This window comes from Conexibacter sp. CPCC 205762, assembly GCF_030646155.1.
Taxonomy (GTDB): Bacteria; Actinomycetota; Thermoleophilia; order Solirubrobacterales; family Solirubrobacteraceae; genus Conexibacter.
In genome coordinates, this window is sequence record NZ_JAUTDN010000008.1 from 90,865 (window position 1) to 103,639 (window position 12,775).

The 12,775-nt window shown below is 72.4% G+C and carries 12 protein-coding genes; 5 read left to right on the forward strand and 7 right to left on the reverse strand.

Annotated features, from left to right (window positions below):
• Positions 1-18: 18 nt before the first annotated feature.
• Positions 19-2,106, reverse strand: a complete 2,088-nt coding sequence (locus tag Q7L73_RS09895; protein ID WP_304689291.1) for a methyl-accepting chemotaxis protein — start codon at positions 2,104-2,106, stop codon at positions 19-21.
• Between the two features lie 14 nt (positions 2,107-2,120).
• The gene (locus Q7L73_RS09900) at positions 2,121-4,223 is read right to left on the reverse strand and encodes a methyl-accepting chemotaxis protein (protein ID WP_304689289.1); all 2,103 of its coding nucleotides are present in this window, start codon (positions 4,221-4,223) and stop codon (positions 2,121-2,123) included.
• A 219-nt stretch (positions 4,224-4,442) separates the two neighbouring features.
• Between Q7L73_RS09900 and Q7L73_RS09905 the strand changes: the two genes are divergently transcribed.
• From Q7L73_RS09905 to Q7L73_RS09920, 4 genes are read left to right on the forward strand one after another with little or no spacing between them, the layout of a single operon-like run.
• Positions 4,443-5,255 (forward strand): ABC transporter permease, encoded by an 813-nt coding sequence (locus Q7L73_RS09905; protein WP_304689287.1) that lies wholly within the window; start codon positions 4,443-4,445, stop codon positions 5,253-5,255.
• On the forward strand, positions 5,252-5,986 hold the full coding sequence (locus Q7L73_RS09910; RefSeq protein ID WP_304689285.1) for an ABC transporter ATP-binding protein: 735 nt from the start codon (positions 5,252-5,254) through the stop codon (positions 5,984-5,986). Before Q7L73_RS09905 ends, Q7L73_RS09910 begins: the two co-directional genes overlap by 4 nt.
• 41 nt (positions 5,987-6,027) lie before the next feature.
• Complete coding sequence (locus Q7L73_RS09915; RefSeq protein WP_304689283.1) at positions 6,028-7,041, forward strand: ABC transporter substrate-binding protein; 1,014 nt, start codon at positions 6,028-6,030, stop codon at positions 7,039-7,041.
• Positions 7,041-8,183, forward strand: coding sequence for an LLM class flavin-dependent oxidoreductase (locus Q7L73_RS09920; protein ID WP_304689281.1), 1,143 nt, complete (start codon positions 7,041-7,043; stop codon positions 8,181-8,183). Before Q7L73_RS09915 ends, Q7L73_RS09920 begins: the two co-directional genes overlap by 1 nt.
• 56 nt (positions 8,184-8,239) lie before the next feature.
• On the opposite strand, the gene Q7L73_RS09925 is transcribed toward Q7L73_RS09920, so the two are convergent.
• Positions 8,240-8,854 carry a hypothetical protein gene (locus Q7L73_RS09925; RefSeq protein WP_304689279.1) on the reverse strand — a complete coding sequence of 205 codons (615 nt, stop codon included), beginning with the start codon at positions 8,852-8,854 and terminating at the stop codon, positions 8,240-8,242.
• A 39-nt stretch (positions 8,855-8,893) separates the two neighbouring features.
• Positions 8,894-9,619 carry an NAD(P)H-binding protein gene (locus Q7L73_RS09930; RefSeq protein WP_304689277.1) on the reverse strand — a complete coding sequence of 242 codons (726 nt, stop codon included), beginning with the start codon at positions 9,617-9,619 and terminating at the stop codon, positions 8,894-8,896.
• Positions 9,620-9,671: 52 nt separating this feature from the next.
• Between Q7L73_RS09930 and Q7L73_RS09935 the strand changes: the two genes are divergently transcribed.
• The gene (locus tag Q7L73_RS09935) at positions 9,672-9,941 is read left to right on the forward strand and encodes a DUF2277 domain-containing protein (RefSeq protein WP_304689275.1); all 270 of its coding nucleotides are present in this window, start codon (positions 9,672-9,674) and stop codon (positions 9,939-9,941) included.
• 33 nt (positions 9,942-9,974) lie between these two features.
• Here the strand turns inward: Q7L73_RS09935 and Q7L73_RS09940 are convergent, their stop codons facing one another.
• The 3 genes from Q7L73_RS09940 to Q7L73_RS09950 form a co-directional block, all read right to left on the reverse strand.
• On the reverse strand, positions 9,975-10,787 hold the full coding sequence (locus Q7L73_RS09940) for an alpha/beta fold hydrolase (protein ID WP_304689273.1): 813 nt from the start codon (positions 10,785-10,787) through the stop codon (positions 9,975-9,977).
• Between the two features lie 103 nt (positions 10,788-10,890).
• The gene (locus Q7L73_RS09945; RefSeq protein ID WP_304689271.1) at positions 10,891-12,285 is read right to left on the reverse strand and encodes a hypothetical protein; all 1,395 of its coding nucleotides are present in this window, start codon (positions 12,283-12,285) and stop codon (positions 10,891-10,893) included.
• Positions 12,286-12,358: 73 nt separating this feature from the next.
• Positions 12,359-12,706 carry a hypothetical protein gene (locus tag Q7L73_RS09950; RefSeq protein ID WP_304689265.1) on the reverse strand — a complete coding sequence of 116 codons (348 nt, stop codon included), beginning with the start codon at positions 12,704-12,706 and terminating at the stop codon, positions 12,359-12,361.
• Positions 12,707-12,775 lie beyond the last annotated feature (69 nt).

The window sequence follows — 12,775 nt, forward strand, 5'->3', positions numbered from 1 at the left end:
CGGGGTGCTTGGGGAAGGTCAGGCGAGGCGGAACTGGCCGACGAGCCGCTCGAGCTCCTCGGCCGTCTTCGCCAGCTCCTGGGCGGAGGCGGCGATCTCCTGGGTGGAGGCGCTCGTCTGCTGCGTCGAGGCCGAGACCTGCTCGGTCGAGGCGGACGACTGCTCGGCGACCGAGACGACGTCGGCCATGTTCTCCTCCATCCGCGTCGCGCGGGCGGAGATCTCGCCGATCGCGGTCGCGATCTGCTCGACGCGGCCGTTCATGTCCTCGACCGACGTGCCGATCTGCAGGAACGAGGTGCGCGCCTGCTCGACCGTCGCGGCGCCGTCCTGCGTCTGCCGGGCGCCGGCCTCGACGACCTCGACCGCACGGCCGGTCTCGCGCTGGATCTCGGAGATCAGCGTGGAGATCGAGCGGGCGGCCTCCTGCGACTCCTCGGCCAGCTTGCGGACCTCCTCGGCGACGACGGCGAAGCCGCGGCCCTGCTCGCCGGCGCGTGCCGCCTCGATCGCGGCGTTCAGCGCGAGCAGGTTCGTCTGCTCCGAGATGCCGGTGATCGTCTCGACGATGCCGCCGATCTGGTCGGACTTGGCGCCCAGCTCGCGGATCACCGAGGTGACCTCGGAGGAGGAGGCCTGGACGGCCTGCATCGCCTCGGTCGCCTCGGCGATCGCGGAGGCGCCCTCGTCGGCGACGGTGCGTGCCTGCTCGGCGGCGCGGGCGGTCTGCTCGGCGTCGCTGGTCGAGTTGCGGGTCGCCTCGACGACCTCCTCGGTCAGCGTCCGCGCCTCGCCGACCGAGCGCACCTGGCGCTCGGCGCCGGAGGCGACCTCGCCGACGGCGGAGGCGATCTCGCCGACCGCGCGGCCGGTCTCCTCGGAGGTCGTCGCCATCTGCTGCGAGGCGGCGGCGACGGCCTGCGTCTCGGTCGAGATCTGGCCGACGAGCGCCGCGACCTTCTGGCGCATCGCGTTGTAGCCCTCGACCGAGCCGCGCAGCTGGATCAGCATCGCGTCGAAGATCTCGGCGAGGCGGCCGGGGGCGAGGCCGTCCTCGATCTCCAGCGGGCCGGTCGCGGCGAGCGCGTCGACCGTCAGGTCGCCGTCGGCGACGGCGGCGAGCGCCTGCTCCAGCGACGCGAGGTCGTTGGCGGAGAGGCTCTCCATCCGCTCGACGAGCTGCTCCAGCGAGGAGCTGTCGCCGAGCGCCGTGCGCAGCTCGTCGCTCATCGCCTTGAAGGCGGTGCCGAGCGCGTCTCTGTCGGACTTCGGCTCGATCTCGACGGCGAGGTCGCCGATCGAGATGCGGTGGGCGGCCTCGGCGGTCTGCTCGAGGTAGGCGATCATCTCGCCGAAGGCGGCGCCGGTCTCGCCGATCTCGTCGCGCGTCTTGATGTCGACCGTCTGCTGCACGTCGCCGACGGCGATGCCGCGGGCGGCTCTCAGCATCTGGCGCACGCCGTTGACGATCTGACGCGACAGCAGCAGGGCGATCGCGAGGCCGACGATGACGGCGGCGACCAGCAGCACGACGATCAGCGTGCGTGCGCTGGAGGCGGTGTCGTCGGTCTGCTTGACGGTCGCTCTCGTCAGCACCTGCTGGTACTCGCGCGCTGCGACGACGGCCTCTCTGAGGACGTTGAAGGCGTCAGAGCCCGCGGGGCCGCCGAGGACGTTGATCGCGTCGGCCGTTCTGCCGGCGTTGACCGCGTCGGCCAGCGGGCCGACGGTCGTGTCCTGGTAGTCGGTCCAGGCCTGCTTGAGCCTGTCGTAGTTGGCTTTGTCGGCTGGGTCGACCGAGAGCGCGGACGCGGCGGCGATCGCTCTGTCGACGAGCGGTGGCGTCGTCTTGAGCGAGTCGGCCATTCTCGCCTTGTCTCTCGGCAGGATCGCCGTCGCCCAGCGGATCTGCACGAGCCGGTAGGTGAAGACGGACTCGCGGATGTCGCCGAGCGCCTCGGTCGCGGGCACGGTGTTGCCGCCGAGCTGGTTGGCGTCGTCGCGGACCGAGCCGATGCGCGAGATCGCCAGCACGCCGACGATCACCATCAGCGCGAGCACGATGAGGAAGCCGCCGAGCAGCTTGGAACGGACGTTGAGCTTCATGACTGCATTACTCCTCAGCGGGTGAGCGTGAACTGGCCGACGAGGCGTTCCAGTTCTTCGGCGGTCTTTGCCAGCTCCTGGGCGGAGGCGGCGATTTCCTGGGTGGATGCGGAGGTCTGCTGCGTCGAGGCGGAGACCTGCTCGGTCGAGGCCGACGACTGCTCCGCGACGGAGACGACATCGGCCATGTTGTCCTGCATGCGGGTGGCGCTGTGCGAGATCTCGCCGATCGCGGCGGCGATCTGCTCGACGCGGCCGGAGACGTCCTCGACGCTGGAGCCGATCCGCAGGAACGACTGGCGCGCCTCCTCGACGGTGTCGACGCCGGTCTGCATGTGCTCGCCGCCGGCCTCGACGCTCGTGATCGCGTTCGCGGTGTCGCGCTGGATCTCGTCGATCAGCTCGGAGATCGAGCGGGCCGCCTGCTGCGACTCCTCGGCGAGCTTGCGGACCTCTTCGGCGACGACGGCGAATCCGCGGCCCTGCTCGCCTGCGCGGGCGGCCTCGATCGCGGCGTTGAGCGCGAGCAGGTTGGTCTGCTCGGCGATGCCGGTGATCGTCGCGACGATGCCGCCGATCTGGCCGGACTTGGCGCCGAGGTCGCGCATCGCGACGTCGACGCCGGAGGAGACGTCGGCCAGCTGGCGCATCCCCTCGCTGGCGCGGGCGATCGCGTCGGCGCCCTCCTCGGCGACCGCGCGCGCCTGCTCGGCGGAGCGGGCCGTCTCGGCGGCGTTGTCGTTGGAGGCGCGCGTGGTCGAGACGACCTCCTCGGCGAGCGAGCGTGCCTCGCCGACGGTGCGCACCTGGCGCTCGGCGCCGGAGGCGACCTCGCCGACGGCGGAGGCGATCTCGCCGACCGCGCGGCCGGACTCCTCTGAGGTGGTGGCCATCTGCTGCGAGGCGGCGGCGACCGCCTGCGACTCCTGCGCGATCTGGCGCAGCATCTCGGCGACCTTCGCGCGCATCGCGTTGTAGGCCTCGACCGAGCCGGCGGTCGTGGCGTGCATCTCGTTGAAGATCGTCGCGAGGCGGCCGAGGTCCTTGCCGTCGCCGGCGGAGATCGTCGTCGTGGCCGGCGTGACCGCGACGGTCAGGTCGCCGGCGGCGACGGCGGCCAGCGCCGCCTCGAGGTCGGCGAGGTCGCTTCTGCGCAGCGACTCCATCCGGTCGACCAGCGCCTCCAGCGCCGACTCGTCGCCGAGCGCGTCGCGCAGCTCCCGGCTCATCGCCGCGAAGGCGGTCCCGAGCGCGTCCCTGTCGGACTTCGCGCGGACGTCGACGGCGAGGTCGCCGGCGGCGATCCGGCGTGCGGCCTCGGCCATCTGCTCGAGGTAGGCGATCATCTCGCGGAACGCCGCGGCGGTCTCGCCGAGCTCGTCGCGCGACTTCACCTGCACGTCCTGCTCGACGTCACCGCCGGCGATCCCGCGGGCGGCGCGCAGCAGCTGCGAGAGCGCGCCGGAGATCCAGCGGGCGCTTGTCAGCGCGAGGCCGACGCCGATGATCGCGGCGACGATCGCGAGCACGATCACGATCGTGCGGGCGGAGGAGACGGTGCTGTCGGCGGTCTCGTCCTGGGCGGCCGCGCTTCTCGCGTTCGCCGCCTGGATCGCCGCGAGGCCCTCCTTGATCGTGTCGTAGGCCTGGTCGGCGGAGCCGCCGTCGGCGATCAGCGTCAGCGCGGCTCTGTAGTCGCCGGCGGCGACGAGCGGTCTGAGCCCCTGCGACTCGCTTCTGTAGGTCTGCCAGGCGCCCTGCAGCGTTCTCAGGCCGGCGGCGCCCGCGGCGTCGTCGGTCAGCGTTCTCGTCGCCTCGATCGCTCTGTCGACGTCGACGTACTCGCCCTCGATCTCGGCGGCCGTCTCGGCGAGCGCTCTGGCGTCGGCGCCGAGCGAGGCCTTGAGGATGTACTGGCCCTGGTCCTTGCGGACCTCGCCGATCGTCGTGCGCAGGTCGCCGACGTTGTTGGCGCTCGGCACGGTGTCGGCCGAGTAGTCCTCGGTGACCTTGTGGATGCTGTCGAGCTTGACGATCGCCACACCTCCGACGATCACCACCATCGCCACGACCGCGAGGAACCCCGCGAGCAGCTTCGTCTGGACATTGAGCTTCACTGCGACCTTCTCTCCCTTTTGGCACGGCGACGGCGGACCTCTGGCCTGAGTGATCGGCAGTGGTTGTTGTTGATCGCAACGAAAGTTCTCGAACGGTCGCGTTCATGGCGCGCCGGCGGGGTCCAACTTGACTAACTCGCTTATTTCGATCGAGATTGGTACATTGCGCTCGCGCCATGTCTCCGGGTGCTCGCCCGGAGGCCTCTCGCACCACTCTCCATGACTGCACTCGCAACCCCTCAGCCCCGCGCCGCGCGGCGAGTACGCCGCCCGCGCCGCACGACGATCGTGCGCTGGCTCAGCCCGCTCGTGATCCTGCTGCTGTGGCAGCTCGCCAGCAGCAGCGGCGTCCTCGACGAGAGAACGCTCGCGTCGCCGCTCGAGCTGGCCAGAACGGCCGGCGACCTGATCGACTCCGGCCAGCTGCAGGACGCGATCGGCGTCTCGCTGCGGCGGGCGCTCGTCGGCCTCCTGATCGGCTCCGTCGCCGCGATCGTGCTCGGCACGATCGCCGGCCTCTCGAAGCTCGGCGACGCGGTCGTCGACCCGCCGATGCAGATGGTCCGCACGCTGCCGCTGTTCGGCCTCGTGCCGCTGTTCATCCTCTGGTTCGGGATCGGCGAGACGCCGAAGGTGCTGCTGATCGCGCTCGGCGTCGTGATCCCGCTCTACCTCAACCTCGTCGCCGCGCTGCGCTCGATCGACCCGGAGCTGATCGAGGTCGCCAGAACGCTGCGGCTGACGCGCTGGGAGCGCGCCCGCCACATCATCATCCCCGGCGCGCTGCCGGGTGCGCTGGTCGGCTTCCGCCAGTCGCTGGGGATCGCCTGGCTGGCACTGATCGTCGCCGAGCAGGTCAACGCCGGCGCCGGCCTCGGCTTCATGGTCAACAACGCCCGCGACGTGCTGCGGACCGACATCATCGTGGTCGGCCTGCTCTGCTACGCGGCGCTCGGGCTGCTGACCGACTCGATCGTGCGCGTGCTGGAGAAGCGCGCGCTGCGCTGGCGCGACTCGGAGCTGGCGGCATGACGGCGACCGCGCGCAGCGCCGCCACCGCGTCGGAGCCGGTCGTGCGCCTGCGCGGCGCCGGCCGCAGCTTCGGCGACAACGTCGTCCTGCACGGGATCGACCTCGACATCGCGCCCGGCGAGTTCGTCGCCGTGCTCGGCCGCTCCGGCTGCGGCAAGACGACGCTGCTGCGGCTGCTGGCCGGGCTCGACAGGGGGATGACGGGGGAGATGCGGACCGGCAGAGAGCCGGCGGTCGTCTTCCAGGATCCGCGCCTGCTGCCGTGGCGCACCGCGCTGCAGAACGTCGCGCTCGGGCTGCGCGACGGCGACCCGAAGGCGCGCGCGACCGCCGCCCTGGCCGAGGTCGGCCTCGCCGGCCGCGAGCGCGCCTGGCCGCGCCAGCTGTCGGGCGGCCAGCGTCAGCGCGTGGCGCTGGCGCGAGCGCTCGTGCGCGAGCCCGACCTGCTGCTGCTCGACGAGCCGTTCAGCGCGCTCGACGCGCTCACGCGCGTCTCCGCGCAACGGCTCGTGCGCGAGCTGTGGGAGCTGCACCGCCCGGCGGTGCTGTTCGTCACCCATGACGTCGAAGAGGCGCTCCTGCTGGCCGACCGCACGCTGCTGATCGAGCGCGGCGCGATCATCCACGACGAGCGCTTCGACGTGCCGCGGCCCCGGCGCCGCGACGACCCCGAGCTGGTCGCCCGTCGCACCGACCTGCTCCGCCGCCTCGGCGTCGACGACGCCGAATAGCACCAAAAACGCACACATCACGAAGGGGAGGTCCTTCTCGTATGACACGTACGTCCGTACGCGCCGTGCTGCTGTCCCTGCTCGCGCTGGTCGCCGCCGTCGCGGTCGGCTGCGGCTCCTCCGACGACGACAGCTCGTCGGCGTCCACCTCCGGCGGCTCCGGCTCCGACAAGAAGGTCGTGCTGCGCGTCGGCACGCAGAAGGACGGCATCAGAGCGGTGCTGCAGAAGTCGGGCCAGCTGGACGATCTGCCGTACGAGATCGAGTGGTCGACCTTCGTCGCCGGCCCGCCGCTGGTCGAGGCCGCCGGCGCCGACAGAATCGACGTCGCCTGGGTCGGCTGCGCACCGCCGATCTTCGGCGCCGCCGCGGGCGCGAGCTTCAACGTGATCGCCGCCGTCAAGGAGCGCGACAGCCAGGAGAACCGGCTGCTCGTCCCGAAGGACTCGTCGATCACGTCGATCGCGGATCTGAAGGGCAAGAAGATCGCGGTGCCGAGAGGGACCTCCGGCCACGCCTTCATCCTCAACGCGCTCAAGTCCGAGGGGCTGTCGAGCAAGGACGTCGAGTTCGCCTTCCTCGCCCCGCCGGACGCGCTCGCCGCCTTCCAGTCGGGCTCGGTCGACGCGCTGTCGGTCTGGGATCCGTTCGCGACGCAGGCGATCGCGACGCTCGACGCGAAGGAGATCGCCGCCGGCGAGCCGTACGAGCACGGCCTCGGCTTCGAGATCGCCTCCTCGGCGCAGCTGAGAGACCCGGCGAAGGTCGCCGCGATCCAGGACTACCTGAGACGGCTGCAGGCGGCCTGGACGTGGGCCGGCGACAACCCCGACGAATGGGCCGCCGCCTGGAGCGAGGACTCCGGCCTGCCGCTGGAGGTGACGAGAATCGCCGCGCGCAGAAAGGCCTCCGACATCGTCCCGCTCGACGGCGAGATCGTCGACTCCCAGCAGAGACTGGCCGACCTCTTCTTCAGCGAGGGCGAGCTGACGAGAAGAGTGACGTTCACCGACATCGTCGACGAGTCGGTCTACGGCGACAGAGCGGCGAACTGATGCCGGTCTCGCTCCACTGGTTCCTGCCGACGACCGGCGACTCGCGCACCGATCTGTCGAAGGGGAACGCCGTCGGCGCGAAGAAGCACCTCGACTTCAGCGGGGCGAGCGAGCGGCAGCCGACGGTCCAGTACATCGGCCAGATCGCCCGCACGGCGGAGCAGCTCGGCTTCGAGGCCGCGCTGACGCCGACGAGCAGCTGGTGCGAGGACGCCTGGGTGATGACGGCGGCGCTGTCGCAGGTGACGGAGCGGCTCAGATTCCTGGTGGCGTTCCGCCCGGGGCTGGTCGCGCCGACGCTGGCGGCGCAGATGGCGGCGACCTTCCAGCGCGTCTCCGGCAACCGCCTGCTGCTCAACGTCGTCACCGGCGGTGACGACGTCGAGCAGCGCCGCTTCGGCGACTTCCTCGGCAAGGACGACCGCTACGCGCGGGCGGGCGAGTACCTGGAGGTCGTGCGGCGGGCGTGGGAGGGGGCGCCGGTCGACTTCGACGGCCGCTTCATCAGAGTCGAGGGCGCCCACGTCCCGAACCCGCCGGACGTGCAGCCGGGCATCTACCTCGGCGGCTCCTCGCCGCCGGCGCTGGAGGTGGCGGCCAGATACGCGGACGTGTACCTGACCTGGGGCGAGCCGCCGGCGCAGGTGGCGGAGAAGATCGCCCGCGTGCGCGAGGCGGCCGACCGGGCGGGCCGCGAGCTGCGCTTCGGCATCCGCCTGCACGCGATCTCGCGCGACACCTCCGAGGAGGCGTGGGCCGAGGCCGACAAGCTGCTGGAGGGCATCGACGAGGCCGCGATCGCGCGGGCGCAGGAGACGCTGAGAGGCTCCCAGTCCGAGGGCCAGAAGCGGATGCTCGCGCTCAACGCCGGCACCAAGGACGGGCTGGAGATCTACCCGAACCTGTGGGCCGGCGTCGGCCTCGTCCGCGGCGGCGCCGGCACGGCCCTGGTCGGCTCCCACGAAGAGGTCGCCGAGCGGATCGCCGAGTACCACGAGCTGGGCCTGGACGAGTTCGTCCTGTCCGGCTATCCGCACCTGGAGGAGGCCTACCGGGTGGGCGAAGGCGTCATCCCGGCGCTGCGCCGCCGCGGCCTGCTGGCCGAGCCGCAGCCCGCGCCCGCCGCGCCCGTCCCCGCCTGAGCCGCCGAGCCCCGGTCGATTGCTGTCGTCTATCGACAGCGATCGACCGCGGCTGCCTAGCCGCGGGCGGCCCGCTGCCGGCGGCGGTGCAGATGCGCGACGCAGCTCGTCAGCAGCACGCCCGCGACGATGAGCGCGACGGTGTTGCCGAGGTCGTCCAGCGGCGCGTCGTCGGTGACGATGTAGACGAGCGTCGCCAGGCCCAGCGTCAGCCCGACCGCGGCGAGCACCAGCTCCCCGCGCGGGCTCAGCTGCAGCTTTCTGCGCAGCAGCTTGACGGCCTTCCCGAGCTTGCCGAGCTTCGCCAGCTTGACGATCTTCAGCGCCTTGAACAGCTTCGCGACGACCAGCAGCCGCAGCGCCGGAGCCGCCGCCAGCGCCAGCGGCAGGAACGGCGAGCTGACGACCACGATCAGCAGCTCGAAGCGGTGCCCCGACGCCCACCCGAGCCGATCCTGGCTGACGCTCAGCATGATCACCGCCTCGGCGAGGAACAGCGTCCACACGACCCAGTGCCCGATCGTCTCGACCTCGTGCAGGGTCCCGTGCGGTCTCGCCAGCGACAGCGCCAGCAGCGGCAGCACGGCGATCGCCGCACCGAGCACGAGAGGAGTCAACCGCCGCTCCCAAGCGGCAGCGCGCGGATCGGCAACAGCAGTGGCAGCGGTCATCGCGCGCCAGGGTAGCTGGAAGCGGCCGAGGTCGACGGCTCAGCCGCGGACGTTCGCTGCGACCGCGGCGGGGATGGGGGTTGAGCCGCAGTTCAGCTCGAGGATCTGGCGGCTGATGCGGGGCTCGTGCAGCAGGGCGGCGAGGGTGGCGGCGACGTCGGCGCGGGGGATCTGGTCGTGCAGCTCGGCGGGGCCGAGGGCGACGGTGCCGGTGGGCGGGTCGTCGACGAGCAGGGAGGGGCGCAGGATCAGCCAGTCGAGGACGCTGCGGGTGAGCGCCACCTCGGCGCGCTTCTTGGCCGCGAAGTAGAACTCGACCTCGTCGCCGTTGTCGCGCTCGCGCCACGACTCCGGCAGCACCGAGACGAGCGCGAGGCGGGGGCTGCCGGCCGGCGGGCTCGCCGGCTGCGCGGGTTGGCTGCTGGCCGGAGCGCTCGCCGGCCGCGGAGGCTGGCCGCCGGCGCGGCGCGCGGCCTCGATCGCCGTCGCCACGCCGTCCTCGTCGATCGCCTTCGTGACCGCGGCGCTGCCGCCGTTGGAGCCGGCCGCGAAGACGATCGCGTCGGCGCCGCCGATCGCCGTCGCGAGCGCGTCGGCGCCGATGGCGGCGAGGTCGCCGACGACGGCGTCGATGCCGCGCGCGGCCAGCGCGGCGCGCTGCTGCTCACGGCGGACGAGGCCCCGGACGCGGTCGCCGCGCGCGAGCAGCTCCTGCGCGAGCAGATCGCCGACCTTGCCGGTGAGACCGATGACAAAGACCTCCATCGGCGGTCAGAGTAGCTGGACGCTCACCAGCGACATTTCTAGGATGGGACGTATGTGCCGGAACATCAGAACGCTCTACAACTTCGAGCCGCCGGCGACCTCGGACGAGGTCCACGCCGCCGCGCTCCAATACGTGCGCAAGATCAGCGGCTTCACGAGACCGTCGAGAGCGAACGAGGAGGCGTTCGCGCGGGCCGTCGAGGCGGTCGCCGAGATCTCGCGCGAGCTGCTCGCGGAGCTGGAGACGAACGCGCCGCCGAAGGACCGCGAGGTCGAGGCGGAGAAGGCGCGCGCCCGCGCCGCGCAGCGCTACGCGGCCTGACGCCGCCGGCGCCGCTCGCGAGCTGTCGCGCCGCTACGTCGCGTGCGCGGTGACGTCGCGGCCGACCGCGTCGAGCACGACTCGCGCGACCAGGCGCGGGTCGTCCCACATCGGCAGGTGGCCGCAGTCGGGCAGCGACAGCGAGACGACGCCGTCGGGCAGCGCACGCGGCGGTGACAGCAGGCGGTCGCGCTCGCCCCAGGCGAGCGTCACCGGCACGTCGAGGTCGGCGATGCGGGCGAAGCGGCTGGCGCGCATCGCGGCGTCGGCGGCGAGGAAGCCGGGCGCCGAGGCGTAGGAGGAGATCATCCGCGCGGCCGACCTCGGCGGCACCCGCTCCGGGTGCGCGACCGTGCCGGCGAGCGCGGCCTGGCGCACGCGCCCGCTGCGCGTCAGCAGCGGCAGGAAGCGGCGGGTCGCCTGCGCCAGTCTGCGGGCGCCATCCCTGCGCGGGCCGAGCGGCCGCGTCCAGAAGCCGGCGGGGCAGAGCGCGGTGACGGTGCGGGCGCGACCGAGCAGCGCGAGCTCCAGCGACACCCAGCCGCCGAGCGAGTTGCCGACGACGTCGGCCTCCACGATCCCCAGCTCGTCGAGCAGGCGCGCGACCGAGGCGGCCAGCGCGGCCGCGGTCGCCGGCTCGTACGCCGGCAGCTGCGGCGAGGCGCCGAAGCCGGGCAGGTCGGGGATGACCAGCGTGTGGTGCTCGCCCAGCGGCGCCAGCAGCGGCTCCCACACGTGCCGCTCGCCGCCGAGGCCGTGCACCAGCACGAGCGGCGGGCCGCTGCCGATTCGGTCATAGGCGAGCGGGACGGTTGCGAGCGTCGGCGGGCGGTCGAGGGCGGTCACTGTCAGGTCATCGGACGGCGGTCACGAGTTCTTCACATACGGTACGCGATCCGCTTTTGGATCAAACGCGGGCGCGCCAGCGCGCGCCCGCGCCGCCCCGCCCTCAGCGCCGTCTCGCCCGCAGCGTGATCGCGATCGTCTTCGTGGCGCTCTTGTTGCCGGCCGTGTCGCGGGCGCTGTAGTCGACTCTGTAGCGGCCGGCGGCGAACCCGCCGCGACGGCGCAGCGTCAGCCGCACGCTTCCGGCGCCGCGCGTGCTCGCCTTCGCCGACGCGAGCGTCACCCAGCGCAAGCACGAGCGCGCTCTGCGCAGCTTGCGCGTCGGCTTCACGCACGAGCCGCCGCGGCGCTTGCCGGCGACCCGCTGCCGCAGCGTCGCGCTGACGGTGGCGGCCTCGCTGACGCGTCCGCTGACGACGAGCGCTCTCGCCCCGGCCGCCGCTCTGCCGCTCAGCCCCAGCCGCACGGTCGGCTTGGCGGTGTCTCTCGGCACGTCGGTTCTCGGCGGATCCGTTCTGGGCGGATCGGTTCTCGGCGGATCGACTCTCGGCGCCTCGACCCCGCTCACGCGCGCGACTCTTCTCGTGTTCAGCAGCGACACCCACAGCGTTCCGTTGGCGCCGGAGGTGACCCAGCGCGGGCCGGCGGCGGGTGGGAAGCCGCCGAGCGTCGTGACGGTGCCGTCGGGCGTCAGGCGCGCGAGGTCGTCGGCGGCGAAGCGCGCGATCCACCACGCGCCGTCGATCGCGAAGGTGAGGCCGAACGGGTCGCTGAGCGGCAGCTGCGTTCTGAGCGGGGGACCGGGCGGTGTGATCCGCCCGACCTCATTCTGCGGGTCGGTGTAGGCGACCTGCGTGCCGGGGCCGGCGGCGATCTCCTGCGGGCCGGTCCCGGCACCGACGTCGAACGTCTGTACGTCGCTGCCGTCGCGCCCGACCGAGATGACGCTCGCACCGAGGAAGTCGACGATCCACAGCCGTCTGTCGCCGCCGAAGGCGATCCCGCGGGCGCTGAGGAGCCCGGTGACTCTGAACGATCTGACGACACCGGCGGTCGTCGTGCTGACGACGTTGTCGTCGGATGCGGTCCACAGCACGCCCGCGTCGTCGACGACGACGCGGTTGACGAATCTGATCTGCGGGGCCGGCACCTCGGTCGCGCTGCCGACCGGGTCGGCAGGCGAGAAGCTGACGAATCTGCCGGGCTCGGTCAGCCAGACTCTTCCGTCAGGGCCGCTGACGATCCCGACCGCGCCGTTCAGCTTCGCGTCTCTGAACTCCTCGACTCTGCCGTCGGGCGCGATCTTTGCGATGTCGCCATCGCCGCTGGAGAGGGTGACCCAGATGTTGCCGTCGGGCCCGAGCGTCAGCTGGCCGGGCGTGCCGGAGACCGGGAAGTCGCCGTCGACGGCCGGTGCCGCGACGGCCGGGGCGGCGGCGACGGCGAGCGTCGTCGCTGCCGTCGCCAGCAGGGTGGAGGGAAGGCGGGAGGCGCGCATGACGGTCAGCTTTCCCGATCGGAGCGCTGCGTGCATCCGTATCGACCCTGAACTTTCGCGCCGGCCCGCGCGCTCACTCCTCGTCGAGCAGCAGCAGCGTCTGCTGGTAGGGCTCCGCCAGCGTCACGCTGACGACCGTGCAGGCGACGACGCGGCCGCGCAGCGTGCGCTCGACCTCCAAGTCCGGTCGCGGCTCCTGCGAGTAGGCGTTGACGCGGTCGGAGCGGAACATCCCGTAGCTGCCGAACTGCCACTCGGGCCCGTACGCGATGCCGCTGTCGAGGTCGCGCAGATGCGGCTCGAACGGCTGCGAGGACGGCTTGTTGCCGCGCAGCCCGCCGAGCTTGACGAGCCAGGTCAGCTCGACGCGGTGGCCGAGCGGGATCGGGGCGGGGTAGGCGAGTGGCACGGTGACGCTCATGGACGCACCGTAGCGCCCGGCTGCCGGCGCTCACCCGCGCAGGGTGAGGCGGGCTCACCCGCCGCCGCG

Excerpts from the sequence above, each read along its gene's own strand:
- Q7L73_RS09895 (WP_304689291.1), bottom strand. The coding sequence starts at position 2,106 with ATGAAGCTCAACGTCCGTTCCAAGCTGCTCGGCGGCTTCCTCATCGTG.
- Q7L73_RS09905 (WP_304689287.1), top strand. The coding sequence starts at position 4,443 with ATGACTGCACTCGCAACCCCTCAGCCCCGCGCCGCGCGGCGAGTACGC.
- Q7L73_RS09910 (WP_304689285.1), top strand. The coding sequence starts at position 5,252 with ATGACGGCGACCGCGCGCAGCGCCGCCACCGCGTCGGAGCCGGTCGTG.
- Q7L73_RS09915 (WP_304689283.1), top strand. The coding sequence starts at position 6,028 with ATGACACGTACGTCCGTACGCGCCGTGCTGCTGTCCCTGCTCGCGCTG.
- Q7L73_RS09920 (WP_304689281.1), top strand. The coding sequence starts at position 7,041 with ATGCCGGTCTCGCTCCACTGGTTCCTGCCGACGACCGGCGACTCGCGC.
- Q7L73_RS09925 (WP_304689279.1), bottom strand. The coding sequence starts at position 8,854 with ATGACCGCTGCCACTGCTGTTGCCGATCCGCGCGCTGCCGCTTGGGAG.
- Q7L73_RS09930 (WP_304689277.1), bottom strand. The coding sequence starts at position 9,619 with ATGGAGGTCTTTGTCATCGGTCTCACCGGCAAGGTCGGCGATCTGCTC.
- Q7L73_RS09935 (WP_304689275.1), top strand. The coding sequence starts at position 9,672 with ATGTGCCGGAACATCAGAACGCTCTACAACTTCGAGCCGCCGGCGACC.
- Q7L73_RS09945 (WP_304689271.1), bottom strand. The coding sequence starts at position 12,285 with ATGCGCGCCTCCCGCCTTCCCTCCACCCTGCTGGCGACGGCAGCGACG.
- Q7L73_RS09950 (WP_304689265.1), bottom strand. The coding sequence starts at position 12,706 with ATGAGCGTCACCGTGCCACTCGCCTACCCCGCCCCGATCCCGCTCGGC.